At 50.8% G+C, this 24,791-nt stretch carries 28 protein-coding genes; 5 read left to right on the forward strand and 23 right to left on the reverse strand.

The annotated features are described in order from the left end of the window. Positions 1 to 32 precede the first annotated feature (32 nt). A complete protein-coding gene (locus tag LQZ19_RS12030) occupies positions 33 to 986 on the reverse strand; it encodes an alpha/beta hydrolase (RefSeq protein ID WP_411047909.1) in 954 nt (317 codons plus the stop codon). Here LQZ19_RS12030 and LQZ19_RS12035 point away from each other — a divergent pair, their 5' ends adjacent. Then, entirely contained in the window at positions 987 to 1,124 is a 138-nt protein-coding gene (locus LQZ19_RS12035) for a hypothetical protein (RefSeq protein ID WP_411047910.1), read from the forward strand. Here the strand turns inward: LQZ19_RS12035 and LQZ19_RS12040 are convergent, their stop codons facing one another. From LQZ19_RS12040 to LQZ19_RS12110, 15 genes are all read right to left on the reverse strand, one after another. Beyond that, positions 1,125 to 2,627, reverse strand: a complete 1,503-nt coding sequence (locus LQZ19_RS12040) for a tripartite tricarboxylate transporter permease (protein ID WP_411047911.1) — start codon at positions 2,625 to 2,627, stop codon at positions 1,125 to 1,127. Positions 2,628 to 2,643: 16 nt separating this feature from the next. After that, the gene (locus tag LQZ19_RS12045) at positions 2,644 to 3,153 is read right to left on the reverse strand and encodes a tripartite tricarboxylate transporter TctB family protein (RefSeq protein WP_411047912.1); all 510 of its coding nucleotides are present in this window, start codon (positions 3,151 to 3,153) and stop codon (positions 2,644 to 2,646) included. A gap of 74 nt (positions 3,154 to 3,227) precedes the next feature. Beyond that, positions 3,228 to 4,250 (reverse strand): tripartite tricarboxylate transporter substrate binding protein, encoded by a 1,023-nt coding sequence (locus tag LQZ19_RS12050; RefSeq protein WP_411047913.1) that lies wholly within the window; start codon positions 4,248 to 4,250, stop codon positions 3,228 to 3,230. Between the two features lie 37 nt (positions 4,251 to 4,287). After that, positions 4,288 to 5,298 (reverse strand): Bug family tripartite tricarboxylate transporter substrate binding protein, encoded by a 1,011-nt coding sequence (locus LQZ19_RS12055; protein WP_411047914.1) that lies wholly within the window; start codon positions 5,296 to 5,298, stop codon positions 4,288 to 4,290. A 20-nt stretch (positions 5,299 to 5,318) separates the two neighbouring features. Continuing rightward, positions 5,319 to 6,743 carry a UbiD family decarboxylase gene (locus LQZ19_RS12060; protein WP_411047915.1) on the reverse strand — a complete coding sequence of 475 codons (1,425 nt, stop codon included), beginning with the start codon at positions 6,741 to 6,743 and terminating at the stop codon, positions 5,319 to 5,321. Positions 6,744 to 6,764: 21 nt separating this feature from the next. Beyond that, a complete protein-coding gene (locus LQZ19_RS12065) occupies positions 6,765 to 7,262 on the reverse strand; it encodes a LeuD/DmdB family oxidoreductase small subunit (RefSeq protein ID WP_411047916.1) in 498 nt (165 codons plus the stop codon). Continuing rightward, positions 7,263 to 8,531, reverse strand: a complete 1,269-nt coding sequence (locus LQZ19_RS12070) for a 3-isopropylmalate dehydratase large subunit (protein WP_411047917.1) — start codon at positions 8,529 to 8,531, stop codon at positions 7,263 to 7,265. Then, on the reverse strand, positions 8,528 to 9,511 hold the full coding sequence (locus tag LQZ19_RS12075) for an isocitrate/isopropylmalate family dehydrogenase (RefSeq protein ID WP_411047918.1): 984 nt from the start codon (positions 9,509 to 9,511) through the stop codon (positions 8,528 to 8,530). Before LQZ19_RS12075 ends, LQZ19_RS12070 begins: the two co-directional genes overlap by 4 nt. After that, the gene (locus tag LQZ19_RS12080; RefSeq protein WP_411047919.1) at positions 9,508 to 10,815 is read right to left on the reverse strand and encodes a 4Fe-4S dicluster-binding protein; all 1,308 of its coding nucleotides are present in this window, start codon (positions 10,813 to 10,815) and stop codon (positions 9,508 to 9,510) included. The genes LQZ19_RS12075 and LQZ19_RS12080 overlap by 4 nt, the downstream gene beginning before the upstream one ends. A gap of 10 nt (positions 10,816 to 10,825) precedes the next feature. Continuing rightward, a complete protein-coding gene (locus LQZ19_RS12085) occupies positions 10,826 to 11,476 on the reverse strand; it encodes an RraA family protein (protein ID WP_411047920.1) in 651 nt (216 codons plus the stop codon). A 1-nt stretch (position 11,477) separates the two neighbouring features. Next, entirely contained in the window at positions 11,478 to 12,116 is a 639-nt protein-coding gene (locus tag LQZ19_RS12090; protein ID WP_411047921.1) for an RraA family protein, read from the reverse strand. 10 nt (positions 12,117 to 12,126) lie between these two features. Further along, a complete protein-coding gene (locus tag LQZ19_RS12095; protein WP_411047922.1) occupies positions 12,127 to 12,783 on the reverse strand; it encodes an RraA family protein in 657 nt (218 codons plus the stop codon). Next, positions 12,783 to 13,202: an aconitase X swivel domain-containing protein gene (locus tag LQZ19_RS12100; protein ID WP_411047923.1), complete on the reverse strand. Its 420-nt coding sequence runs from the start codon at positions 13,200 to 13,202 to the stop codon at positions 12,783 to 12,785. Before LQZ19_RS12100 ends, LQZ19_RS12095 begins: the two co-directional genes overlap by 1 nt. Before the next feature lie 95 nt (positions 13,203 to 13,297). Continuing rightward, entirely contained in the window at positions 13,298 to 14,530 is a 1,233-nt protein-coding gene (locus tag LQZ19_RS12105; RefSeq protein ID WP_411047924.1) for an aconitase X, read from the reverse strand. Positions 14,531 to 14,565: 35 nt separating this feature from the next. Continuing rightward, a complete protein-coding gene (locus LQZ19_RS12110) occupies positions 14,566 to 15,207 on the reverse strand; it encodes a GntR family transcriptional regulator (protein WP_411047925.1) in 642 nt (213 codons plus the stop codon). A gap of 121 nt (positions 15,208 to 15,328) precedes the next feature. Between LQZ19_RS12110 and LQZ19_RS12115 the strand changes: the two genes are divergently transcribed. The 3 genes from LQZ19_RS12115 (at position 15,329) to LQZ19_RS12125 (ending at position 18,430) form a co-directional block, all read left to right on the forward strand. Continuing rightward, complete coding sequence (locus tag LQZ19_RS12115; RefSeq protein WP_411047926.1) at positions 15,329 to 15,898, forward strand: UbiX family flavin prenyltransferase; 570 nt, start codon at positions 15,329 to 15,331, stop codon at positions 15,896 to 15,898. 100 nt (positions 15,899 to 15,998) lie between these two features. After that, on the forward strand, positions 15,999 to 17,531 hold the full coding sequence (locus LQZ19_RS12120) for a DUF5312 family protein (RefSeq protein ID WP_411047927.1): 1,533 nt from the start codon (positions 15,999 to 16,001) through the stop codon (positions 17,529 to 17,531). Between the two features lie 41 nt (positions 17,532 to 17,572). Beyond that, a complete protein-coding gene (locus LQZ19_RS12125; RefSeq protein WP_411047928.1) occupies positions 17,573 to 18,430 on the forward strand; it encodes a TIGR00282 family metallophosphoesterase in 858 nt (285 codons plus the stop codon). Between the two features lie 16 nt (positions 18,431 to 18,446). On the opposite strand, the gene LQZ19_RS12130 is transcribed toward LQZ19_RS12125, so the two are convergent. Beyond that, on the reverse strand, positions 18,447 to 19,217 hold the full coding sequence (locus LQZ19_RS12130) for a GerMN domain-containing protein (protein ID WP_411047929.1): 771 nt from the start codon (positions 19,215 to 19,217) through the stop codon (positions 18,447 to 18,449). Positions 19,218 to 19,320: 103 nt separating this feature from the next. On the opposite strand from LQZ19_RS12130, the gene LQZ19_RS12135 reads away from it, so the two are divergent. Further along, positions 19,321 to 19,641 carry an MGMT family protein gene (locus LQZ19_RS12135; RefSeq protein ID WP_411047930.1) on the forward strand — a complete coding sequence of 107 codons (321 nt, stop codon included), beginning with the start codon at positions 19,321 to 19,323 and terminating at the stop codon, positions 19,639 to 19,641. Here the strand turns inward: LQZ19_RS12135 and LQZ19_RS12140 are convergent. The 6 genes from LQZ19_RS12140 to LQZ19_RS12165 all read right to left on the reverse strand — a co-directional run bounded on the left by LQZ19_RS12140 (position 19,626) and on the right by LQZ19_RS12165 (position 24,630). Then, on the reverse strand, positions 19,626 to 20,573 hold the full coding sequence (locus LQZ19_RS12140) for a hypothetical protein (protein ID WP_411047931.1): 948 nt from the start codon (positions 20,571 to 20,573) through the stop codon (positions 19,626 to 19,628). The genes LQZ19_RS12135 and LQZ19_RS12140 overlap by 16 nt on opposite strands. After that, entirely contained in the window at positions 20,570 to 21,106 is a 537-nt protein-coding gene (locus tag LQZ19_RS12145; RefSeq protein ID WP_411047932.1) for a 2-oxoacid:ferredoxin oxidoreductase subunit gamma family protein, read from the reverse strand. Before LQZ19_RS12145 ends, LQZ19_RS12140 begins: the two co-directional genes overlap by 4 nt. Further along, positions 21,103 to 21,867 (reverse strand): thiamine pyrophosphate-dependent enzyme, encoded by a 765-nt coding sequence (locus LQZ19_RS12150; protein ID WP_411047933.1) that lies wholly within the window; start codon positions 21,865 to 21,867, stop codon positions 21,103 to 21,105. Before LQZ19_RS12150 ends, LQZ19_RS12145 begins: the two co-directional genes overlap by 4 nt. After that, on the reverse strand, positions 21,864 to 22,997 hold the full coding sequence (gene vorB, locus LQZ19_RS12155) for a 3-methyl-2-oxobutanoate dehydrogenase subunit VorB (RefSeq protein ID WP_411047934.1): 1,134 nt from the start codon (positions 22,995 to 22,997) through the stop codon (positions 21,864 to 21,866). The genes LQZ19_RS12150 and vorB overlap by 4 nt, the downstream gene beginning before the upstream one ends. Further along, a complete protein-coding gene (locus tag LQZ19_RS12160; protein WP_411047935.1) occupies positions 22,994 to 23,224 on the reverse strand; it encodes a 4Fe-4S dicluster domain-containing protein in 231 nt (76 codons plus the stop codon). Before LQZ19_RS12160 ends, vorB begins: the two co-directional genes overlap by 4 nt. A gap of 143 nt (positions 23,225 to 23,367) precedes the next feature. Then, positions 23,368 to 24,630, reverse strand: a complete 1,263-nt coding sequence (locus tag LQZ19_RS12165) for a hypothetical protein (RefSeq protein WP_411047936.1) — start codon at positions 24,628 to 24,630, stop codon at positions 23,368 to 23,370. Positions 24,631 to 24,791 lie beyond the last annotated feature (161 nt).

Below are 24,791 nucleotides of genomic sequence, written 5' to 3' on the forward strand. Positions count from 1 at the left end.
AAGTATCTTCCTTCTGAGAGGAGATCTGAGATTCAATACAGATGTTCCTGTAGCCAATGATGAATTAATTCTGCGATAACATCGCTGTTTTTCTCCAGCATCATCATATGACCGTTACCATGGATGCCCTTTTCCGCAAGAGGTACAAAATCAACGGATACTCCCGCCTGTTTGAGGAATGCCGCAGTCAGATGATCAAACGGAGAATGATAGGAGGCTTCGCCGGTGATTAAAATCACCGGGATACCCTCAAGATTTACTAACTTGCCCGCCGGTTCCGGTTGAAGCCATGCTGTGGTATCATTCACATCCGGAGGGCAGAACTTATCTTCCCTGCGCCATTCCGGCATCCGCAGTTCAGGGTGATAAGCCAGGGGAATATCCGCGATGCCATAGGGACGCTGTTTGCCGCTGGAAATACTTATGCCTCCGAAAGGAGGACCCGAAGGTTCCAGGGCGGCTATTGCCTTTACGTGTTCAGGGTATAAATCCGCAATTGCCCAGCCATAGGGTCCGGCCATGGAATGGGTGATTAGCACCGCCGGCCCTGTACGTTTTAGCAGAGCTGCGCCTGCATCCTGTACCAGTTTCTGTTGATAAGCCGGCGTTACATATTCAACCTGGGCGGAACAAAGTTCATCGTAGTTTTTATCATAACCCCGCTCATCCCGTTCTTCCGCCCCAGGCCACTGGGTGTGCAGACCGGCGGCAGGCCAATCGCCCTTATGGTCCGCAAAATAACAATGGGTCAAATCCGCCGACATACGGATCAGCGGACCATCCATATCTGGGTGATAGGCGGATCTGCCCCGGGCCGGTACATCCACTACAAAAACTGTATATCCCATGCGGAGAAATACATCAAGCCAGCCCATACGCCCATCCGGGGTCCCCATCCAGTTAACGCCGGTTTGGCCCCCGCCGTGGAACAGAATAAGCGGATACGGCTCGCTGCTTACAGAAGGGATATAAACTTCTACATACATTTGGCCATATTTAAAATGGCGGATACTATCATCTTCGTGGTACTTTCCACCGGTATAAAAGAAGCCCCGCGCACCAAGATGTTTCTGGCTATATACGGGAATATCGCCAGGCAGATGATACGGGGCTATCTGCATTAATTAAGCCTTCTTCTTTTTAAAGATCGACATGATAAAATCACCAAAGAAAGTCCAAATAAGAATGGCCAGGATAACGATAAATACAATAAGGGTAAAAGGATCCCCGATGAAAATCGCGTAAGAACCTCTGGAAATCTGCAGCGCCCGATGAAAGTTGTTCTCCGCAATGGGACCAAGAACCATACCAAGGATAAGGCATTGTATGGGCCATTTATTTTTAAAGAGAACATACCCAATCAGACCAAAAATCATGGTGATTACTATGTCCAGCACTTCCTTCCGGACTGCAAAGGCGCCGGCAAAACAGAGTATCAGGACTACAGATACCAGCAAGGCGTTAGGGGTCTTGGTAACCAGTGCAAACTGTTTAGCCAACACGGATCCTAAGATGAAGAAGACAACCTGCGCGAATATCATTCCCAAGAAGACGGTGTAAACCAGGGTGCCGCCGGAAGAGAAGAAGGAAAGGCCCGGCCGCAGTCCGTGAAGCGAAAGCGCCGCAAGGAAAATGGCCGAGGTAGCGCCGCCGGGGATGCCGAGTGAAAGAGCGGGTATCAATTCTCCGCTGACACAGGCGTTACAGGCGGCTTGAGGAGCAATTACTCCGCGCACATTTCCTGTCCCGAAGGTTTTCGCCTCCTCTTCGCCGGCTAATTTCTGTTCAACTATGTAGCCCATAAAGCTCGCAATAGAAATGCCGATTCCGGGCATAATGCCTACCAATACTCCCAATATGCTGGAACGTACAGTGGTGAACCAGTGTTTTACGTTTGTCAGGAGTCCTTCAACAAGGCCATTTCCCAGTTTATAATCCCCGGAGATCGTACTGTTATCTTCGGACATCATTATTACCTGGGACATGGCAAACAAGCCAATGGTGGCGGACACAAAGGGGATGCCATCCATGAGAAAGTCGCTGCCAAAGTTAAAACGGCGGGAGCCGGTTATAACATCCGTTCCTATGGTAGTTATGATGAGGCCGAGGCAGCCGAGGATCAAACCCTTAGCGGTATCACCCTTGCCCACGGTGGCTACCAGGGAGAGGCCCAGAAGGGCCATCATGAAGAACTGGGCCGGACCGATGAGGAGTGCAATGTTTGACAGTTTAGGAGCAATGAAGATAAGCGAAAATACTCCGATTAGCCCGCCAACCAGGGAGGCGCCCGCAAGGGCTCCGAGGGCATAAGATGCCCTTCCCTTCTTTGTCAACGGGTAACCATCAAAGGTCAGGGCCACCGCTCCGGGACCTCCGGGAACATTTATCAGGATCGATGTTATGCCTTCACCGTAGGCGGTGGAGGCATAAACCGCGGAAAGCAGAATCAGTGCCGAATCCGCAGGCAGTCCAAAGGTAAATGGCAGGAAAAGAGCGCAGGCAAAGGTGGGACCCAAGCCCGGAAGTATCCCGATTACCAATCCCGCAACGGACCCGAAGATAAGGTAAAAAAGGTTAATTAGAGAAAAAAGATTTGCAAATGCTTGACCAATAAATTCCATATTCATTTAGGTTTCTCCTTTTCTATCCGAACATTTGAAATACAAGTCCGACTGGCAAAGAAATATGAAAAAGATAGGTAAAGGAAAAGTAAATTGCCAGGGAACTGATAATTGCCACCGGTATGACGACAATATATTTCTTGTAGTGGAGGATGGATGGTATTACCAGCATTATTATTATAGATGAAACCGCAAAGCCCAGAATAAGGAATAGTATAAAATATACAACCGCCACAATCAGGGTAATATAAATGGGCAACCCCTTCTTCCCGCCGGACTTGGTCATTTCTTTCCAGTCTTTTTCTTTTTTCTCTGCGGATTCATCACCGGCGGCTTTTTTAGCAAGGGCTTTTTCTTTAAAAAGGCCAAGAATAAAAACCAGGGCGCAAAGTATAATACCCGAAGTACAGACGAGCTTAGGCATCAGGCCCGCCGTTCTTGTGAGCCCTAAACTCTGCTGTAATATAATGCCAAAAAACAAAACCAATACAATTAAAAAAATTCTATCGACTAAAAACTGTTTCTGTTTCATGGAAGCTCCTTCATTAACAAGTCCGTAGTAAGCGCCGTGGCACAAGCCACGGCGTAGTAAGATACAACGGTCTTTTACTTGGACAGGGCCTGAATATCCGGCGCTACAATGATCGCTTGTTTATAGATATTACCTGCCAGGTTTTTAAAATCCGCCGGACCTAAATAGACCACCGATGAACCAAGGGATTCCGACTGGGCAATAAATTCAGGATTTTTGCAGACCCGCTCACCGGCCGCGGCCAGGAATTTTACGGTTTCCGCATCCATTCCCGGAGGCGCGATGAGGCCGACGCATACATCCATCACGGCGTTTGGATAACCCATTTCTTTAGCGGTAGGAGCATCGGGGAAAGCGGGATGCCGATCAGCGCCAACCACCGCTATAACCCGTATCCTCTTTTCATCACTAAGCTGTTTCAGGGCTACCACATTTCCAACCCCGCAGTCCGTATGGTTCCCCGCAACCGCCACTGCAGCTTCACTGCCGCCGTCGAAAGAAACGTACTCGAATTTTATGCCGGCAGCTTTTTCAAGGAGGATAAGGGCCATATGCCCGTTTGTGCCAATCCCTGATCCTGCGCAGGTAAGTTCCTTAGCCTTAGCCGCCGAAACCAGATCGTTGATGGTCTGATAGGGCGAATTATAGGGTACGAAAATGCCGTTGTAATCCGCGCCGGTAATGGTGTTGATGTAGGTGTATTCCAGGGATTTGAATTCACCGCCCTTGGTGAGTTCCCCCAGAACCGCCGATGGGAAGGGAGTAATTTCCAGGGTTGTTCCGTCGGGCTTTGCCTTAAAGGTTGTATTATGGGATCTGTTACCGCCGCCGCCTTCCAGATTTTCAATAATAACCGTAGCTTCTACTTCCCTTGAAAAGTAGGTTTGAAAGGTACGGGCCACAATATCCGTACTGCTTCCAGCCCTGTGGGGAATATTAATGGCAATGGTTTTCCCCTTTACGGGATTAACCGCCGCTGCCGGCGCCGCTGTCCCTCCGGTACTTCCGGTATTCTTGTTTTTCCCGCCGCAGGCAATTAAACCTACAACAGCCGCTAATAAAACCGCGAGCTTCAGCACATTCTGAAACTTTTTCATAAACCGATCTCCTCCTCGCATTATCTGCGAAAAAACATTATTTAGCTGCAAGAGCTTTTATATCGTCAACTACAATTAATGCCTGGCCGTAAATTGTTTCTCCCAAGGCTTTAAATTCTGCTGGGCCGAGATAAGAAACCGTTGAACCGATGGATTTAGCTTGGGCGACAAATTCAGGGTTGGTACAAACTACTTTAGAAGCATCCGCTATGAACTGTACCAGGGCGGGATCCATTTTCGGCGGAGCAATAAGCCCCATACATACATTCATCACTGAATTATCATATCCTAATTCCTTTGCCGTTGGGGCATCCGGAAATTCGGGCTGCCTCTCAGATCCAAACACTGACAATACGCGTATCTTTTTATCCTCCGCAAGCTGTTTGCACACCACTACATTTCCCATACCGCAATCCGTATGCCGCCCTGCCACTGCAACCGCCACCTCGCTTCCTCCGTCAAAGGTGACATATTCGAATTTTATGCCCGCCGCCTTTTCAAAGAGGATAAGATTCATATGACTGTTAGTGCCGATTCCCGGGCCGGCGCAGATTATATCCTTTGTTTTTGCCGCAGCGATCAGATCTTCCAAGGTCTTGTAGGGGGAATCATAGGGTACAAATATATTATTGTAGTCTCCCCCGGCGATGGTATTGATATAGGAATATTCCAGGGACTTAAATTCGCCACCCTTGGTAAGTTCTCCCAGAGCGATTGATGGAAAAAGGCTTATCTCAAGGGTTAAGCCGTCCGGAGCGGCCTTGTAAGTTGCATTATGCGACTTATTACCGCCGCCGCCTTCAAGGTTTTCAATAATTACCGTGGCGCCCAATTCCTTTGCAAAATAGGGCTGAAATGTACGGGCCACTATATCCGTCGTACTTCCCGCTTTATGGGGAATATTGATAGTTATAGTTTTCCCTTTAAGGGAAATCACACCGCCTGAACTAGTGTCTGCGGCAGTTTTTTTACTTCCACCGCAGGCAATAAAGCTCAGAATTACCAACGATAAAACCGTCTTACAAAAAACAGATAGAAACTTTTTCATACACGATCTCCTTAAAAAAATTAATTAAGATAATCCTCAATACGCAGTTTGTTCAGCATATCAATGGGTACTTCACAAACTTCAGGGAAGGGTTCTCCGAAGGGCTTGGTGGCGTCAATGCCCATCTTCGCCGTTACCGGCCGTTTTGAATCCACCGTAGGATCAAGGCTTGCTCCTCTGGCGCCGGGGATGATGAAAGTGCTTTTGTCCGGTTGTGTCCTGGTTGCCACGGCCCACAAAACTTCACTGTCATTAAATATGTCCACATCCTCATCAACTGCTATCACATACTTAATATGCTGGTCGCAGACAAATGCCGCCATAATCGCGTCTCTGGCTTCGCCGGCTACTTGCTGTTTTAACGAGAAGTAACAAATGTACCGTCCGACGCCTGCGGGGGTCATGTGTACCGCTTGTATTCCCGGGGCAACCTGGCGGACTTTGTCAAAGATAACCGCTTCCTTGGGTATGGCGCCGATAAGAAAATGTTCCGCATGGCCTACGAAGAGGGATTGGAAGTAGGCGTCCTTCCGCATAGTAATGGCAGTGATACGGGTAAGAGGATCTTCGTGGGAAAAAATCTGCCCTCCCCGTATATCCTTGTAATACCGGGTATGCTCTCCCAGGGGACCTTCCACCGCTTTTTTATCGTGCAGCACATACCCCTCTATGACTATTTCCGCATCCGCGGGGACCAGAAAGTCCTCTCCCAGAGTTTCGGAGGGAACCAGCCGTAATGCTTCTCCCATGGCGCCGGAAATTATCTCGTACTCATCGGTACCATAACCGCCTTCCCACTGGCTGCCCAGGAAAAAGGACGGATGGTGGCCTATCACTATGGCAAAGGGCGCCTCTATTCCTTCGTTTATGTACTCCCGGATTATCATGCCTGAATGATGATGTGGTTCCGCATGAACAGCGGTGGTACGCGGCCCCTGCACATGAAAACGAATCATGGCTGCGTTGAAATTACCGGTCTTGCGGCTCTTGGTAATCATGGAGCCGCCGGATATAAATGGTCCGCCGTCCTTTAAGTGATGGGTCGGTATGGGCATCTTATACAGATCGACGTCATCACCCAGCAGCACCCGTTCTTTAACCGGCGCCGCATTTTTATGGACCAGTTCAGGCTTCCGGGACCCTGCATAAAGTTCCTTAAGCCTGAGGGAAAGCTCATTCTTAAATTTTGCGGGATCAAGGCCCGCCGCTATGGCGAGTTTCCGCCGGGATGAAAAGGCGTTCATCACCAGGGGCATAGAACTTGGTTTTTGATACAGATCCAATGGATTTTCAAAGAGGGCCATGGGTTTTCTGCCCTCCATCTCCAGCTTTCGGAGCAGCGTGGTTGCTTCAAATTTTGGATCGACCTGTTTCTTAATCCTGACGAATTCGTCGCCACCGTATTTCTCCATTTCCTTCAAAAATATTCTAAAATCCTTAGGCATCTTTTCCTCCTCAAAAAAAAATTATTTTCCTGTCTCTATGTATTCTTTTTTATAGTGCGCCACCGCGCCGTGTTCCAAAATTGTACGAATAAGGTTGCCCGGAGCAGTAAAGTTAAGCTTTTTGCCCGTATCAGTATTGATCACGATCCCCTTATCAATATCTATTTCCAGGGTATCCCCATCCGACACAAAAGAAGAAATACCTTCCACAGAAAAAGCGGGGAGGCAGTTGTTTATCGCATTACGGTAGAAGGTCCTGGCCAAATGGTCACTGAGAACCGCTCCTATTCCCGCATATTTTAAGGCAGTAGCCGCCTGCTCCCTGGCCGACCCGCATCCAAAATTAGATTCCGCCACTATGATGTCACCCTTTGTTATTTTTTTTGCGAACTCCGGGTCCGCGTCTTCCATTACATGCTTGGCCACTTCATCATGCTGAAAATAGACCATATATCTGGCCGGATAAATCACTTCGGTATCAATGTTTTTGCCGAATTTATGCACCTTTCCGCGTATCATTTAAGACGCCTCCTTTGGGCTATACCTTCGGGGATCCACGATTTCTCCGTGTATGGCTGCCAACGCAACCGTCATCGGAGAAGCGAGGTAAATATTTGCCTCTACTGAACCCATCCTCCCCAGAAAATTGCGGTTACTTGATGAAATACAATTCTCTCCGGAAGCAAGCAATCCAAGATGCCCACCAAGACAAATGCCGCATCCGGGATTGGTCAAAAGGGCTCCCGCCTCAATGAAGGTTTCCCAAAGTCCTTCTTTTATTGCCTGTTCCATCACCTCTACCGATGCGGGTGTGATAATCATCCGTACCCCATCGGCAACTTTTCTCCCCTTCATGGCGGATGCGGCAATGCGAAGATCTTCGATACGTCCGTTGGTACAGGATCCAAGAAAAGCCTGATCAATTTTCGTGCCCGTATAATTCGCAACCGGCGCGCCATTCTGCGGATTATGGGGAAGGCTGAGCATGGGCGGAATATTCCCCAAATCAACGGATACTGTCTTTTCATAAACAGCATCCCTGTCGGGAAGGACAAAATCATGACGTTTACCGGTAACTTTTTGCAGATAAGCGGCGGTGATTTCATCGGGAACTACGAAGCAGGCTTTTACACCCATCTCGTATGCCAGGTTGCAGATACAGATACGATCATCCATTGAAAGTTCCGCCGTCCCGGGCCCGCAAAATTCGGCGGCATAGTATATGATACTGTTATCTTCAAATTCATGGAGAATATGGAGGATAAGATCCTTTGCATAGACCCCTTTATTAAAGTGCCCTCCAAGAACAAATTGTATTGTTTTGGGTATCTCAAACCACAAATGCCCGCAGGCCATTGCAATGGCCACATCGGTAACACCGAAGCCCGCCCCGAATGCGCCGAGGGCGCCGTAGCTAGTGGCATGGGCATCCGGAGCGGCCACGATCTGGCCGGGTAATATGTATCCCTTTTCTATCATCACCTGGTGGCATATACCGCCGCGCCCCTGTCCGTAGTAGGCCAATCCGTTCTTTTTTGCAAACTCCTCGGTGATCCGCAGATTCTCCGCCGCCTGTACCGTAGGGGCGGGCACAAAATGATCCGGTATCACCACGCAGGTTACCCCGGGATGTATTTTGCCGCCGGATAATTCTTCAAGGGGCTTCCGCACTCCGGGGACACCGATATCATGCAGCATTACTGCATCTACCGCAGCTTCAACCACATCCCCCGGCGAAACCGATTTGATTCCCGATTTAGCGGACAGTATTTTTTCCGCCATAGTCATAATAATGCCTCCTTTATCCGGTGGGCAGCTTCGCTTACCCCTATGGAAAGATCAAAATTGTCCTTTACCGCACGCTCAAGCCGGAGAGATCCCGCTGTATATCCCGAATTTGCAAGAATCTGCGCCCCGCAGAGTAAATAGGGATAGAAGAAACGGGTCAACTGTTTTTCCTCCGGGGGGATTATATGACTGACCGGCATGTATACAGCGGCATCATCGGATATATTACAAGCTGCGCAGAGATTTCCGCAGAGGGCGCTTCCAACATCGGAGAGTATATCCCCAAAAAGATTGGTGGTCAGGATAATATCGTAGTTCTCAGGATGTAGAACCAGTCCATTGGCCGTATTATCAACGTAGTCATCGCCGGCTGTTATCGAAGGATACTCGGCGGCGGTTTCGTAGAAACAGTCCAGGAAGAGCTTGCAGGTTAAATGCAGCACATTGCTCTTGTGGGCTGCGGTGATAGATTTTCGGTTATTCCTGAGGGCATATTCAAAGGCGTATTTCGCTATCCTAAGGCAGGCAGCCCGGCTTACAACCCTGACAGATAAGGCGACATCCCGGGTTGGCATGAACTCCGGGGTTCCCAGATAACTATTTCTGTCCGCAAGAAAACCCTCGGTACTTTCCCGGATAAATACGATATCAAAATTCTTCGCCCCCTCCAGTGATTTTACCGGCCTTATATCCGCATAAAGAGAAAGCGCTTTCCTCAGTTTACCCACCGGAGACCCCAGGGATATTCCGGTTTTGTCTATGAGGCCCAGCAAGGCGGCGTCGTTTTGTTTTATGGCCTCAATTGCATCCGGCGGCAGCACATCCCCGGATTCACGGTGGGCGGCTTTACCGAATTTAGCTTCGGTAAAGGACACCCTCCCGCCGGTGAGGCTATCTAAAATTCCGCTCAGGGCATCGAATATTTCCCTGACCCGGGAGTCATCAATAATAAAGGCCAGCCTGATCTTATTGTCTGTCATATCGAATAGTAGTCCTCGGTTACCAAATCCGGGTGAGCCATAGCCATTGCTTCAAAGTGTTCCCGTTCATTCTCACGCTCATGCATAGAGATAGCCCCGGCGGAGCAGACCTGGCTGCAGAGAGAACAGCCGGCGCATCGTTTTTTCACAATCCCTGCGCATTTAGCCACCGAGATTGCATCGTACCAGCAGCTTTTCTTGCAGCGGCCGCATCCCACGCACCTTGAAGGATCAACCTTGGCGTAAAGGGATTTAACATCCTTGGCGAGCTGGGTATTAGTATAGATCTTGCGCATGGCAATTTCTTTTATATCCTCAACACCCTTATAACTCTTACGGGCAAAATAGCTTTCCATCCCTTCAATTAGTTTCTTTACATAATCAAGCCCGCGGATCATCACCGGAGAACAGTACTGTACCGCGTCAGACCCGGCCATTAGAAATTCAATGCCGTCCTGCCAGGTTATAGCGCCCCGGCCGCCCATTACCGCCAGCTTGGAGCATTCCTGTTTAACCTCCGCCGCGAAGCGCATGGCCATGGCCTTAAAGGCTCCTGCAGTACCGGGACCGGGGCCGTAAATTTCGGGCAGCCCGGTCTCGATATCAACCCGGAGCATCTTATTATTGGCGAACATGGTTACACCATCTGCGCCGGCATTCTCAAAAAGTTTGGCCATTTCCACAAATCCGGAACCATCCGGACTTAGTTTTACAAACACCGGTATCTTGACCAGCTGCTTTATCGCCTCAACTATTTTGGCCCCCTCTTCGGGGTGTTTGGTATAATAAATGCCAACCCGATTATCATCGGGGCTTTTTGCCAGCCCCTCGGGCGGGAAGGGGCAGCAGAAATTAATTTCCAGGGCATGGCAGCCCGCAGCTTCATAGGCCGTAGCTATTTGGGTCCATTCATCGGTGAAGCGGGCGGAATAACTGCCAATCAATTTGCAATTCTTGGAATGCGCATAAGGGGCGGCTTGTTCAATGATTTTTACAAAATTCATTGGTGTAAAGGAGGAATTGTGTTCCCGATGCAACCAGAAATAATCATCCGGTTCATAGTAGTGATCCGAAGGATCGGTCTTATAACCCACCAGCTTGTACAGCGGCCGGGGGAAATGCTGGAGGTACCATACGGTGGAGGCGGTCTTGGTAACCACCGCCCCAAAACCGGCGTCGACGCATCGTTTTATATGTTCCACGGTTCCCGCCAGGGGACCGCCTCCGGCAACGATAGGATTCTTCAAGGTTAAAGACGCAAGCTTGGTACTTAAAACATTGGTATTTTGAAGATCAGTTTCCATATTATCCTTCCTATTTTTTGGTTTGCAGGCTGTGATAACCCACAGATTCACGGGCGGCCTTCAAGCTTGCCCCGGAACGGACAGCGGCTTCTATACGGCCTTCTTTTTCCGCAATACTTTCGGCAATCCCTATTAACTTTTCCTCAAGCTCCGCAGGTACGCAGATAACCCCCGTATCATCTGCAATGATGATATCTCCGGGCTTTACCTGTACCCCGCTTATGGAAACAGGTTTGCCTGTATAATCCACAAATACCCGATCTTTGCCCGTGACCATATAGCAGCCCTTGGAATATAAGGGATAACCAAGCTTCCGCACCGTAGGAATATCACGGCAGACCCCGTCAATAACGGTTCCCGCCACCTTATTCCTGTCCGCCACAATGGTCATCAGATCTCCCCATACGGTACAGTAATCCCGTCCGCCGTTGTCGATCACCACCACATCTCCGGCTGCTATATCGTCAAGGTAATCACCTACGGTCCCCTTCACTTCCCCGCAGGGAGTATAGTGAACCGTAAAGGCCCGGCCGCAGATCACGGTCCCCGGGTTTACCGGTTTCAACCCGAGCAGACCGCAGGGCTTGCCTATTGAATCCATGGCATCGGATACGCTTGTGGTATCAAGTTTTGAAAATCGTTCAACTATGCTTTTGTCCATATTAAATTCCCCGTATTTCCTTTATTTTCTTATCAAACCCGTAAATCTCCAAGGTAGTCTTACCACCCTTAATTTCCCGGGTTATAATATCTTCCTTGTCTGAAATGGCCTGAGCCTTTCCCAGTACTTCCTGAGCCTTTTCTTTCGCGATAACCACCACGCCATCCCGGTCCCCCACTATCATATCCCCGGGATTTACCTGTACCCCGCCGCATACAATAGGTGTATTCAGATCCGTAAGAACGTTCTTCAAGGTTCCGCCGGGGTTAAGGCCCCTGCAGAAAAGTGGGAACCCCAGGGCCTCAATGTCGGCGCCATCCCGTACCGTACCGTCAATAACAATACCCGCAAGGTTTTGCATCATACAGGCGGTGACCACAATTTCTCCAATAGGGCCGGCCCTGGTGTATCCCTTCATATCAATGACCAGGACCGATCCGGCGGGGGCGGCATAGATAGCTTCATGGATAGCGATATTATCCCCGGGCATACAGGGTACGGTAAAAGCAGGTCCCGCCAGCTTCGATTTTGGATCGATGGGTTTGATATGGTAATCCATATTGCCGCTCTTGCCATTAGCATCACAGACATTGCCGGTTGGCAGTTTTAAAAATCCTTCAATTAGTTTTTTTGCTTCCATTTATTCATCCTCACTTGGTCAGCATTTTTTCGTAGTTATAGGCGGTATCTACTTCAAGCATACTTTTCCCGCTTCGAATATCCCGCACCATGTCCTCTTCTTTCTGAAACAGTTCTTCCGCCTTAGCGATAACTTCATCCACCCTTTCCGCCGGAACAATAACAACCCCGCTGCGGTCCGCCAGTACATAATCCCCCGGGCGCACCTGTATGCCGCAGAACTGGATCATTATATTAGTGGCCTCTTCCATGATCCGTCCTCGGGCAGTAGCAGTAACGGCGCCGCGGGCATAAACAGAAAAGCCTATTTCCACATAGTCATCTATATCACGGCAGGCGCCGTCGATGACCACCCCGGCCAGGCCCTTACAGGAAGCGCCGTTCGCCAGGATACCGCCAAAACAGGAAGTATCGATCCTGCCGCCGTTATCAATGACAATGATATCGCCCTTCTCCGCAGCCTCAATGGCCTTAACACCAAGATGGGTCTTGCCTTTTGTAAGTCCCGCTGCGGTCAGTTTAACCGTCACGGCCCGGCCGGCTATCTTTTTTACCCCTTCGTACATCGGCTTTACTCCGAATGCGCCGTTTTTAAGGCTAAAAACATCCAGGGCGTCTGAGACATTGGTGGTGGACAGCCGCTGCAACCTTTCTATTAAAGTACTCATCACGAAGCCTCTCCTCTGGTAATGGTGATAACCCCGTTATCCGCATCGACTTCCACAAAGTCATCGTCCTTGATGGTGCTTATGGGGTCCTGTTCCAATCTGTCCAGAACGGGAATTTCCGCAATAATGCAGCCCACGGCGGTTACCTGCTCTATCTTGCGGTTGATCATTGCGCAGGGGCCGACCCCGTTAGAGGCGGCTTCATAAATAAGATAGGACCCCCCAGTAGAGCCCTTGCCTGTGGGGAATACCAGCACCTTTCCGGCTATGGATTTGCCGTAGAGGGGATGCCCAACTTCGGTGATAATCCCGGTTTTGACATCAACTCCGCCCAAATAGCAGATGGGCTCATCAGTTACCAAGGCTTTACCTGAAGCCTTGCCACGCACTACCTGGCGTCCTTTTATTTCAAATTTCACAGGGTTCCTCCTTTTTGTAACTTGTACACAATCTTGTATACTGATTGCATACAATTTGGTATATTATATTGCATACACATTGTATACAATTTTAGTTAAATTTTTCCGCTTACCGCAGCGTTCAAACATTTTTCCAGATCACCATAATAAGTCGGAATTGCGATCTGTCCGGGTCCATAATGGGCCAGCTTGGCCGAGTTAGTCACCATGGATTTGAGACCGTTAGCTTTGATCAGATCCTGCATAGGCGAAAGGATGGGACAGGTATCCAGTACTATCTTTCCCCCCGCTTCTTTAATGATATCCAGGTATCCGCTCCGCTGGGCTATGGCTTTAATTGCCACGGAAACCATGATCCAGAAATGGATACCAGATTTAACCTTCTTACCCTTCATAAATCCGGCTATTTCCTCCAGTTCCTCCATAGATGCATGGGGACAGCCTATGGCTACTAAAGAAATATCCTCCCCATGGTGCTTATTCAGCTTTTCTCTGGTTTCGTTCAGTGCCTTCTGATCAAAGACCATTTCACTTTGCGCTTTACCCCCCAGGAAGGCCGCGTCTAAGGTAGGCGCTTCGGGGGTTAACCCTACAATATGGAACAGGGCCACCGAACCTGAGGAAGCCAGGGCGGCGCTGAGCATCTTTAACTGATCCACCGAGGCTTCGGAGATACCCGTAAAAACCGGAACTCCGCTTTCCACGATCTTGCCCGTCCAGTAACCAAGGCTGCCGAAGTCGGTACTTGTTTTAAGCGGCGTGTCCACATGGATCAGGAACTGTCCGGCACGGTTTTCATCAAGGTGATACCCATAATCTGCAGCTAAGCCGGTGATTGCAGACGCCAAAGCCGAGGGGCCGCCCTCCCGGTTGGTCCGCGCGCCTACCACGGAGTTGATAAAGGCGATGGCCGAAGATTCACCCCAGGCTATATGCTGTCCTTTACGGGGCAGACTGCCGCCCAGATAGGGGGTACAGGAATGGAGGGCCGTAGCGCCCATCTTCTGGTAAGCGCCGGTAAGCCGGCACTGCAGATCGTAGGTGGCCCGTTTATACCCCAGGGATTCCCATGACTCCATGTCTAAGGCTCCCGTATTAAGGGTGGTGGGGACCCGAAATACACCGGTCTCGGCCATCTTCTCCACGAATTTTACCCCCGCTTCGCCGGATACGACCACGGATGAACCCGGCATATGCACACTGGAAATGGGGATCAGCCTTTCAGCGCCGTAGATTTTGCCTAGTTGGACAATGATCTCCATGGCCTTCTGTAGTGGAAATCCGTTTTTACCGTCATACCAAGCCTGCTGTTCTTCAGTAAGATACATTTTACATCTCCTTTTTCGAATAAATTTTACTGTAATCAATAAAACATATACTTTTCACAAACACTTATTACGCTCTCCCTGACATTATTAATATGGGTTTCCAAAGCCTTCTCCGCCTTTCCCAGATCATGCTCCTTGATCATTTGTAGTATTTCCGTATGCTCTTGCCGGGAATATTTAAGACGATCAGGCTTCATGGCCGCAATAGAGCGAAACCGTTCAATCTGGGAGTTCAGGTTCTCCAAAAAACGGACCAAACGGCGGTTTCCGCTATTGTGGGTAATCAAATCGTGGAGATGACGGTCCGCATTATAGAACTGCTCCGGCGAACAATTATCGTTTAGGTCCCTGAATATCTTTTCCGTAACCGCTATCTCTTCCCCGGTGATCTTATCTATGGCTGTCCGTAAGGCCAGAAGTTCCAGAGCCACCCGGAGATCAAATATTTCCTTTAAGTCCCCATTGTTCAATTCCGCTACATAATAACCACGGACCGGATGGGAACTGATCATCCCTTCCGCTTCCAATAGCTTCATGGCTTCCCGGACCGGGGTACGACTTATTTCAAGTTTATTGGAAATAGTCTGTTCCACCAGAGCCGAGCCGGGCGCCAGTTCATGCTGTAAAATAGCTTTGCGGAGATAGTTATATGCCGTTTCCTGACGTGTTACCTTCATATCCTCAACCAGTAAGAAATCGGAACAGGATTGTATACAATATGTATTCAATAGGTATATCATGGCCTTTATGATTCTGTCAACAAAAAAAATCAAAAAAAGAGTATAATAGGGGGATATTATGAAACGATACTTACTGTGTATAACCGGTGCGAGCGGCGTCATTTATGGACTTCGAACCCTGAGGGCTCTGATTGAGGGGGGGCATGAAATTCACTGCATCGTATCCCCCTGGGGGGAACGGGTGATCGAAACCGAAACCCGGCGGAACTTCAATTCCTGGGCGGAGGAATTGGGTCTGGGGCGGGAATATATTTATTCCCCGGACGATCTTGCGGCTCCTCCGGCCAGCGGCTCCTTTAAGCTGGACGGTACCCTGATTGTTCCCTGTTCCATGAGTTCCATAGGAACCATAGCGGCGGGCATTTCCCGTAACCTGATACACCGGGCGGCCTTGACGGCCCTTAAGGAAGCGCGGCCTCTGGTACTGACCCCCCGGGAGACTCCCCTTTCCTTGATCGATCTGCGGAATCTTACCGCTTTGGCCGAAGCCGGAGCCGCGATTGTCCCGGCGGCGCCGGCTTTTTACCGGGAGCCAAAAACCATAGAGGATTTGACGGATTTTATGGCGGGGAAAATACTCGATCGCCTGGGACTGGAGCATACCCTGTTTAAACGCTGGGGAACCTAACGGACATACCGGCGGGCGCCTTTCGTCTCTTCCGTCTTCTGGATTCTTCCATTAAAAGTATGTATACTTTAGTGGAAAAAAGTGGAGTTTTGGGGTTATCATGGAATTTTCGTTTTTTAAATGGTTTACATCACTGTTTACCGGTGGGAATGATCCCGCACGGGCCAAGAAACGGCTGTTGAAACGGATGGCCAAGAGTTTGGCCGCTAATAAGTACGGGAAGTTCTACCGGCTAAAGACTGAAGAGGCGTCCCCCGAACTGGCCCAGTTCTTTTTTGATGTTTATAAGATCACCGCTACGGCCCAGCCTTTTCTTCAGAATGCGGCCCAGTCAACCCAATTGAAGGTGGCGGTGATCTACAATTTCCTGGATAAGCGGCAGCGGGATATACTGGAGCAGCTTTCCCCGGAAAACATTGAGCTCAGGGCCCAGACAACGCCCCCAAAGGAACTTTACCGCCAGATGCAGGGTGAATTCGACAGCCTGGCATCGGGCTTTGATACGGAGCTGATCCGTTCCATTGACGCATGTTACAGCCTAATCATGATCTTGGCCAAATTTGTCAATTACGATTTTTATTTTCTGCTGAAAAAATTCGACAGCCAGTTAGGTGAACGCAGCTTTAGTAAGAAACCGCTGTTCAATCCCGTCCGGGGCATAGGGGTTTCTGATGAAATTAAAGATTTCCTTGAACTTTCAGGCGGCCTTGATCCGGACCGGAATTGGGATGATGTCCTGAGGATACTGGGTGAGTGCAAAGGGGTGGAGGTACTTAATCAAAAACTCTGGAACAGCCTGCTGCTCCGGATACGGGATGTTAAACGTTCGGGTATCCTGGAAATGATGATCCGGTTTATCGATACGGACCCGCACTGGGGATGGGAGCCCAATGTTCCCAAGGCGGATATCACCGCCGCCTACCTGGAAACGATCCGGATCGAAATTTTTGAGCATCTTACCCGGATCACCACCGCTAAACGGGATGCCCTGATTATTGAGTGCGCCAAGGCGGTTTTTGGGGACCATGAAGTGAACCGGCTCAAGAACTATACCGAGCGGGGCGGTGAAATTTACAAGAAAAAAAATTTTGCCGGTTTTATCTATGCCCGGGGGCTCAATTATTTAGTAGTTTTTCTCCTGGATGAAAAGCCGCAGTTTCAGTATTTCTACGATCTTATCCTGATCCGCGGTCAGTGGGTGTCCCCCGTTTTGTCCATGCCCTTGTCGGAATCGGTGCGGTTGCTCTTAAGCTTTCCCGACAGGATTAACCATCTGGACGAATCCCTTTCCGACTTTGGCATGTACGGCAACAAACTTAAAAATTCGCTCATGAGGGTTGAAAAGGAAAAAAGCCAGACACGGGTTATCAGTACAAACTTGGAAACCCTGAACGGCGATGCGAAGCAGATCATCAACGATGCTATTTTCAACCTCTCTGTTTTAGCAGACGGCTTCGCGGGAATTCTTGATGATTACCGGAAAAATCCATCGGCACTTATTTTGAACTGGGAAGAATTGGATTCTTTTTCCGTTGACCCCCTGGAAGACCGGATCTCCGGAATATATAGCAAGCTGGGTAATATGCTGCAATTGCTGCGGCTCTTTGTTCAGACTTCCAACGAGTCCGAGTAGGCGCTCTGGATTAAGCGGCGTTTAGCGTTTATACTATCCCTATGCCGGTATTAAAACTTGTCATGATTGGCGATGTGGTGGGAGAAAGCGGGATTGCTGTCCTGGAAAAGCTGCTGCCTGCCCTTATCGAGAAAGAGGGCGTGGATTTTGTGGTGGTCAACGGGGAAAACGCCGCCGCCGGCTTCGGCATAACCGAAGCGGAGAAAACGCGTATTCTCAATGCCGGGGCGGACCTGATCACCACCGGGAACCATGTCTGGGAGAAGCGGGAATTCTGGCCGGTCCTGGACCAGGATGAACGGATCCTCCGGCCGGCGAATTATCCCGGGAAGCCGGCGGGCCGGGGCTGGAGGGTGATCAGAAAAAATGATGTCCCCTGGCTGGTGATAAATCTCCAGGGCCGTGAACAGATGACCCCCATAGACTGTCCTTTTAAAGCCTTTGATTCGATTATTGACAGTCAGGGGGCTTTGGTTACCGAATTCCTTCCCCTGTTGACCACCGAGGGTCTAACGCCGGACATTTTGCAGAAATTCGGGGCGGTGGTGGTGGTTGATTTCCACGCGGAATCCACAAAGGAAAAGGAAGCCCTGGGCTTTTACCTGGATGGCAGGGCCAGTGTTGTGGCGGGTACCCATACCCATGTGCAAACCGCGGACGAGCGGGTACTAAAGCAGGGAACCGCCTACATCACCGACCTGGGGATGACCGGCGTAACAGGCGGAGTTATCGGCATGGACACCAAGGTTTGCCTGGACCGTGCCCGGACCCAGGTACTGTACCGCATGAACTGCGCCGATCCTTCCCCCGGACAGGCGCCGGAACTTCAGGGTATACTTGCAGAGATTGACCGTGAAACAGGCAAAGCAATTTCGATCCGTCGGCTCCGGGACTCTTGAGACCAGTAGGTATCGACTAGAATGAATTCCGGCTCAGGGGGCTTCCTATATTGATTCCTTCTCCAAGAAAATTTACAACGTTGCCTTCAATGAGGATTTGCACATCGGAGATGTTGGGGAATTCCGTGGCGGTCCAGACGATCTGCCAGAGCTGACCCATATAACCCTCCACACCATTGGTGCCAAACTGAAACTCCTCACTAAAATTAATATACGCAGTGGATCCCCGCACTTCGGCCCGAAGAAGTTTGGTACCCGGGGGAATCAGGGATCTGAGATCCCGGCGCTGTTCTTCCGCCGTGGGGCCCTGGAGGAGGAGCCGGAGTGTATCCGTCAGGGGAGAAGCGGATTTTACAGAGCGGGTAACCGCTTTCCGCAGGAGGGCGCCGTCCCCATCGACCTGGATGAAGTAGAGGGTCTGATTCCGGCTTGGCACGGTGGGGCTTACGGGCGGTGCGGCAGGCTTGGGTTCCGGAACGGCTTGAGGGGTCTGTTCCACCGTATCGGCGGCAGGGGGTTCTTCCGTTGGAACTAGCTCCGGGGCAGCCGGAAGTTTCGGGGCAGCCGGAAGTTCCGTAACATCGGTTTTCGGGGATTTTTCTTCGGTTTCAGTTTTATTGAAGAGACGCTCAAGGAGGCCTGTTTTTTCCACGCTGGACCGGATAAGCTGCAGGTTCACAAAAAAAAGGCTGATCACAATAATAAAAAAAAGGGTCCAGAATACAAAGGACGCGCTTTTTTTGGGCGGAGGCGGAGAATTGGTTTTTCTGTTTTTTGGGGCTGCCACAATTCAATAATAGAGGAAATGATTCCCGGGGTCAATGAGACTAATTCATCTCAGGATCAACCACGGAACTCACGGACGACACGGACAAAGACGATAATGTACTATGAAAGAACTCCATGAGTCGACCCTGCGTATTCTGGCGGCCATTAGGGCGGTACCAGAAGGCCGGGTTTCCAGTTACCGGGATATTGCCCTGGCGGCGGGACTGCCCAACGGCGCCCGGCAGGTAGCCCGGATACTCCATTCCATGGCCCGGGGGGAAAATCTCCCCTGGCACCGGATCATCAAAGCCGATGGCCGCATCGCCCTGAGCGAAGGAAACGGCCGGGAGATCCAGATAGGCCTGCTCCGCTCCGAGGGGGTGAGGGTGAGCAAGGCCGGGGTGGTGGATATGGGACGCTACGGTATTCAGCGCAGCTTGTAGCTCAGTATGGCTGCGGCCCGGTAGAAGGTCAGGAGGGGGGTTTCGGTTTTGAGATGCCGGTCCTGGTAAAACACATCCTTGGCCAGGTCATCCTCATGGCCCTCAGTATAACTGCGGCGGGTATAGAGCTGGACTATCAGGGCGACGCTGAATTTTTCGGTGATAGTAAAATTAAAGAGGGGCCCGAAGGTCCAGCGGCCCAAATCGTCCCCCCAATCTTTTCGGTGCGGGGTGTCGTAGAGGTAGAGCTCCATCTCCGCCATGAGACCCACGGTATTGAGGAAGATCGGCATCTGATAGCCCAGAAGGTAATTGCCGTAGTAGTTTAAGCCGTTACGGTTCTGGCCGTCGTCGTTTTCAAAATACCAGGAATCGCTGCTTGATGAGGCCGCGGTATTGCCCTTGTAGCGGGCCTCGTGGTAGGTGCGGAACACCACATGGTTCCAGTCGCCCGGAACCAGGGCGGCCAGATCGAACTGGAAAACAGCCCCGCCATAGGCGCTCCAGAGGAGGCCGTCAAAAGGGCTGCCAATGACTTCGGGCTTTGTGGTATCGCCTACCCGGCGGTTAATCCCTATGCCGTAAATATCGTTACCAAAAAGCTTAATATTCCAGCCCGAACCGGCTTTGGCCCCCGCCACGGCCTGGAGAAAAGCGATGGGAGTAAACACCGCCTCAGCGGTTCCGTTTACCGAAACCGGGGAAAGCTCGGCGCTAAGGGCCAGGCTGAGATTGTTGCCCTCCGTAAGGGGACCTTCGCCCCGCAGCAAGGGGAAGATAAAATTCTGGGTAATTCCCACTTTGATCTCCGGCCTGGTTGATGTCTGAAGCGTTAAGCCCGTAGTACTCCGGCTCTCCGAATCCGCATTGAGGGGAAGGGCCGCAAGCAGGAGAACCGGGATAAAAAGGGATATGAGCCGCTTTTTCATCATTTTACCGCTTCAAAACCCGCCTGGATGGCCGCCACGTTCATGGGCACAAACTTGTGCTTATCCGCGGAGAAAAAGTTTTTCAGGATGGGCTCTATCTCGTTAATGGAAAGCGCCCCGGTAAGCTTGGCCATGACGCCCAGGGCTACCATATTGGCGATACGGCTGTGGCCGATTTTTTCCGCTATACCCTGGAGGTCGATGCTGGTTACCTTGAGGTCCGTACGCTTCGGCGCCTCCTTAACCAAGGATGAATTGATCAGCAGTATGCCCCCTTGTTTGAGGACTCCCTCGCAAAGGGGAAGAGATTCCGGGTTCATCACCAGGGCGGAATCGGGGACGGTGACCAAGGGGCTGGCGATTTCTTCATCCGAAACGATCACCCCGGCTCTTGCGATACCGCCCCGTTTTTCCGCGCCGTAGAAGGGGAAGAAGGTGACGTTTTTTCCTTCTTTCATGGCGCAGTACACCCAGATCTGTCCCAGGGAGACAATACCCTGGCCGCCGAAACCGGCGAATAATGATTTTTCGGTCATTTGGCGCCTCCTTTGGCGTCCAGGGTGTTCTTAACTTCACCCAGGGGGTAAAAGGGGATCATGTTTTCTTCCAGCCATTCCATTGCCGGTATGGGTTCCAGGCCCCAGTTGGTGGGACAGGGGGAGAGGACCTCAACCATGGTAAATCCTACCCCCGCAAGCTGGGCCTCCAGAGCCTTGCGGATATATTGTTTGGTTTTCCGGGTGTTGGCGGGGGTATTCACCGCGCCGCGGGCTATGTAACGGGTCCCCTCAAGCTGGGCTAAAAGTTCCGAGACTTTTATGGGGTAGCCCATACCCGCAGCGTCCGGGTCCCGGCCCAGGGGGGCGGTGGCGGCCTTCTGACCTATCAGGGTGGTGGGGGCCATCTGCCCGCCGGTCATGCCGTAAATAGCGTTGTTAACAAAAATGGTGGTGAACTTTTCCGCCCGGTTTGCGGCGTGGATCATCTCCGCAGTGCCGATGGCGGCCATGTCGCCGTCCCCCTGGTAACAGATAACCAGATGATCCGGCAGGACCCGCTTGATACCCGTGGCAGCCGCGGGGGTACGTCCGTGGGCCGGCTGTACCGTATCGAAGTCAAAGTACAGATCCGCCCAGATAGCGCAGCCCACAGGATTGGTGATGATGGTCCGGTCCCGCAGGCCCATCTCGTCCACCAGTTCGGTGATGATACGGTGGATAACCCCGTGGCCGCAGCCGGCGCAATATTTTGTAGAAATGTTGTATAAACTTTTAGGATGTCCGTAGAGCTGTTTCATGATGCCCCCCCCAGTATCGCCTTTACTTTTTCGAAGACCTCTTCCTCCGTGGGGATAACCCCGCCGGAGTGGGCCAGTAGATGCACCGGAGCCCGGGGCGCCGATGGGTCCGCCTCATAAACCGAAAGCTTCACATCTTCTATCAACTGGCCTTCGCTCATCTCTACGGTGAGCAGGGGCTTGCCCGTGGAAGCCACTTTGGCCAGAGCCTTGTAGGGGAAAGGCCAAAGGGTAATAGGCCGGAACAGTCCTACTTTAATCCCCTCCTTTTCGGCAAGCTTCTTGGCGCCCAGGGCGATCCGGGCGGAGGTTCCGTAGGCAACCAGGGTAATATCCGGCCCCTCGCCGGTAAATTCGTTGCAGGCAGTACGGTAGCCCACCGCTTCAAAACGAAGTTCCTTTGCCTTTATTTCTTCATAACGGATCAGGCGTTTTTTATTCCGCGCTTCCAGCTCCGCCGGGTCCAGGAAGATCGAGGTGATATGCACCGCAGGTCCGCCGGCCCCACCTTCCCGCTCCGGTAGATGCCCGGCGGTCCAGTTCCGCTTGGGTAGATCCTTCAGGGAACGATCCGGGGGCAGAACCACCCCCTCCATCATCTGGCCGATCATACCATCCGCCAGGACGATAACGGGGATGCGGTATTGATCCGCTAAATCAAAGGCCAGATAAGTCAGATCCGCACATTCCTGGACGCTTTTGGGGGCCAGTACGATGTTGTAGTAATCCCCATGGCCGCCGCCCCGGGTGGACTGGAAGTAATCGCTCTGGGCGGGGGCTATGGAACCCAACCCCGGGCCGCCCCGGACCACGTTAGCCAGCACCAGGGGGATATCCGCCCCGGCGGCATAGGACATGCCTTCCTGCTTTAAGCTGACGCCTGGGCTGGAAGAGCTGGTCATAGCCCGGGCTCCGGCGGTGGAAGCGCCGTAGACCATATTAATCGCCGCGACCTCACTTTCCGCCTGGATAAAAATCCGGTTCTTTTCGAGCATATTTTTTGCCATATAGGCGGCAATCTCGCTCTGGGGGGTAATGGGGTAGCCGAAATAGGCGGTACACCCCGCCCGGATTGCCGCTTCGGCAATGGCGTCATTCCCCTTCATTAGTTGAATGCCCTCGTCGCTCATGCGGATACCCCCTCTAAATCGAAAATCTCGATGCATACATCGGGACAAACCTCAAAACAATTCCCGCAGGCTATACACTTGTCCGGATTGGCCGGAAAAGAGGGGTAAATCCCCGAAGCGTTAGGCCCCGTATCTTTTTCCAGCACCTTTACCGGACAAGCCCGGATACACAACAAACACCCTTTACACAATTCCCGGTCAATAACGACCTTCCCCTTCCTCGCCATAGGGCCTCCTCTCTTAGTGCCGCAATGATTCCAGTTATTGTATAGAAAAGGGGAAATTATCGCAAGGGAGCTGAAAAAATATCCGGAACCGACCAAGGAGATCCGGCGCTAAACCAATTTGTCACAGAATTTCTGGAACGATCCTACAGTTTGAATTCAAGCAGCGCAAAAGCCTCGCCTGTTTCGGAACGGTACACCCTTTCCAGGACTTTATAAACAATTTTTTCTGTTGTTTCTGTTTGCAGCTTTGAGTCTATTCTGGTTTTGTCATCAGTGGTTATTTCAAGCGTTTCGCTTTGTACCCTGATTTTAATTTGTGCGGAAATTTCTGCGGCGGCAGCGGCCTCAGCCAGATCCAGGGCTACTTTTTCATTTTCAAAACGGCTGTACCCTGATGCATAGATAAAGTCCTGTTTTGAAGGCGGCTGTATGTACCACCCAGGGTATGCTGAAATATCAGCGGCGGGCCGCTTTTTTATTTCTACAGCCTTGGCTTTGATAAGGGTATCAACACCCTGTGGAATTGCATCATTGGGTACTTCGCTGTTATATAGCTGTACCTTGCCGTATGCCTGAACATCGGGTACGCTTTCGGTATCAACAAGTCCCGAGCTTACGACGGAAATTTCCATGCTGATTCCCTCTCCGGGAATTATACGGCCGGCAGTAGAAACAGTGTTTCCAAAATTTGTTCCCCCATACCCTCCAAGTTCCATCACCACGATCATTTCCAATGAAAAATCAAGGGTGCCGTCAGGGTGGATCAACATGGGCCAGGGAGTTACTGAAACTTCTTCGTCATCATCGTAACGCCAGGTATAAAAACCATCCTGTGCCCGTGCGACCTGTTTTCGCCCTGTTCCGTTATCGGTAAGCAAAAACAGTCCATCGAATTCCTTGCCTGCCCTTATTTCGTTGGTAATGGCGGTAAGTTTTCCCGTAACCGTGGTATGGGTCAGGCCGCCCGGTTGATCAATCATGCCTGTCCAGTAAAAAGAACCGTCCGCTTTAAGCAGCCCCTTCACCGTTGCATTTTCCGGACTATGTATATTTCCTGTACTGTCCACTGAAAGGGCTGTTTCCAGCACAGGATCATAAACAACCCCGTCCTCACACCAGGCGATAGTACCCCTCTGTTTTTTTATGACTTCCGATTTAAGCGTTATCCCTGCCTGCGCATAGGTGTATTCGCTTTCTAAATTTTTCAATAATTGATCAAAATCATAGAGATACCAGCCATCTGCCGGGGGAAGAAAGATTTTTTGCTTTTCTTCTACCACTACCGCTGGGGGAAGAAAGGTTTGTTGCTTTTCTTCTACCGCCGCTTTGGCTGGGGAAGATGTACAAAAACACAATAAAATACCGGCGGTTAACGCAATAAGAACTACAGCTGTTTTACGCATCATTTGGCAAATACCTCGGAACTGAACTTATTTTCAATTTTACGAACCCTGCCCGCATCCAAAGCCGGACAGTTTGTAAGAGCTTTCCTGCGAATAAACGGGGAGCAAAATCACCCAGGCTAAAACGAAACAAAATAGGGATTTCATTTTTTTCCTCGGTCTTC

Source organism: Treponema primitia (assembly GCF_046533075.1).
GTDB classification, from domain to species: Bacteria; Spirochaetota; Spirochaetia; order Treponematales; family Breznakiellaceae; genus Termitinema; species Termitinema primitia_B.

Excerpts from the sequence above, each read along its gene's own strand:
- LQZ19_RS12030 (WP_411047909.1), bottom strand. The coding sequence starts at position 986 with ATGTATGTAGAAGTTTATATCCCTTCTGTAAGCAGCGAGCCGTATCCG.
- LQZ19_RS12040 (WP_411047911.1), bottom strand. The coding sequence starts at position 2,627 with ATGAATATGGAATTTATTGGTCAAGCATTTGCAAATCTTTTTTCTCTA.
- LQZ19_RS12045 (WP_411047912.1), bottom strand. The coding sequence starts at position 3,153 with ATGAAACAGAAACAGTTTTTAGTCGATAGAATTTTTTTAATTGTATTG.
- LQZ19_RS12050 (WP_411047913.1), bottom strand. The coding sequence starts at position 4,250 with ATGAAAAAGTTTCAGAATGTGCTGAAGCTCGCGGTTTTATTAGCGGCT.
- LQZ19_RS12055 (WP_411047914.1), bottom strand. The coding sequence starts at position 5,298 with ATGAAAAAGTTTCTATCTGTTTTTTGTAAGACGGTTTTATCGTTGGTA.
- LQZ19_RS12060 (WP_411047915.1), bottom strand. The coding sequence starts at position 6,743 with ATGCCTAAGGATTTTAGAATATTTTTGAAGGAAATGGAGAAATACGGT.
- LQZ19_RS12065 (WP_411047916.1), bottom strand. The coding sequence starts at position 7,262 with ATGATACGCGGAAAGGTGCATAAATTCGGCAAAAACATTGATACCGAA.
- LQZ19_RS12070 (WP_411047917.1), bottom strand. The coding sequence starts at position 8,531 with ATGACTATGGCGGAAAAAATACTGTCCGCTAAATCGGGAATCAAATCG.
- LQZ19_RS12075 (WP_411047918.1), bottom strand. The coding sequence starts at position 9,511 with ATGACAGACAATAAGATCAGGCTGGCCTTTATTATTGATGACTCCCGG.
- LQZ19_RS12080 (WP_411047919.1), bottom strand. The coding sequence starts at position 10,815 with ATGGAAACTGATCTTCAAAATACCAATGTTTTAAGTACCAAGCTTGCG.
- LQZ19_RS12085 (WP_411047920.1), bottom strand. The coding sequence starts at position 11,476 with ATGGACAAAAGCATAGTTGAACGATTTTCAAAACTTGATACCACAAGC.
- LQZ19_RS12090 (WP_411047921.1), bottom strand. The coding sequence starts at position 12,116 with ATGGAAGCAAAAAAACTAATTGAAGGATTTTTAAAACTGCCAACCGGC.
- LQZ19_RS12095 (WP_411047922.1), bottom strand. The coding sequence starts at position 12,783 with ATGAGTACTTTAATAGAAAGGTTGCAGCGGCTGTCCACCACCAATGTC.
- LQZ19_RS12105 (WP_411047924.1), bottom strand. The coding sequence starts at position 14,530 with ATGTATCTTACTGAAGAACAGCAGGCTTGGTATGACGGTAAAAACGGA.
- LQZ19_RS12110 (WP_411047925.1), bottom strand. The coding sequence starts at position 15,207 with ATGAAGGTAACACGTCAGGAAACGGCATATAACTATCTCCGCAAAGCT.
- LQZ19_RS12115 (WP_411047926.1), top strand. The coding sequence starts at position 15,329 with ATGAAACGATACTTACTGTGTATAACCGGTGCGAGCGGCGTCATTTAT.
- LQZ19_RS12120 (WP_411047927.1), top strand. The coding sequence starts at position 15,999 with ATGGAATTTTCGTTTTTTAAATGGTTTACATCACTGTTTACCGGTGGG.
- LQZ19_RS12125 (WP_411047928.1), top strand. The coding sequence starts at position 17,573 with ATGCCGGTATTAAAACTTGTCATGATTGGCGATGTGGTGGGAGAAAGC.
- LQZ19_RS12135 (WP_411047930.1), top strand. The coding sequence starts at position 19,321 with ATGAAAGAACTCCATGAGTCGACCCTGCGTATTCTGGCGGCCATTAGG.
- LQZ19_RS12140 (WP_411047931.1), bottom strand. The coding sequence starts at position 20,573 with ATGATGAAAAAGCGGCTCATATCCCTTTTTATCCCGGTTCTCCTGCTT.
- LQZ19_RS12145 (WP_411047932.1), bottom strand. The coding sequence starts at position 21,106 with ATGACCGAAAAATCATTATTCGCCGGTTTCGGCGGCCAGGGTATTGTC.
- LQZ19_RS12150 (WP_411047933.1), bottom strand. The coding sequence starts at position 21,867 with ATGAAACAGCTCTACGGACATCCTAAAAGTTTATACAACATTTCTACA.
- vorB (WP_411047934.1), bottom strand. The coding sequence starts at position 22,997 with ATGAGCGACGAGGGCATTCAACTAATGAAGGGGAATGACGCCATTGCC.
- LQZ19_RS12160 (WP_411047935.1), bottom strand. The coding sequence starts at position 23,224 with ATGGCGAGGAAGGGGAAGGTCGTTATTGACCGGGAATTGTGTAAAGGG.
- LQZ19_RS12165 (WP_411047936.1), bottom strand. The coding sequence starts at position 24,630 with ATGATGCGTAAAACAGCTGTAGTTCTTATTGCGTTAACCGCCGGTATT.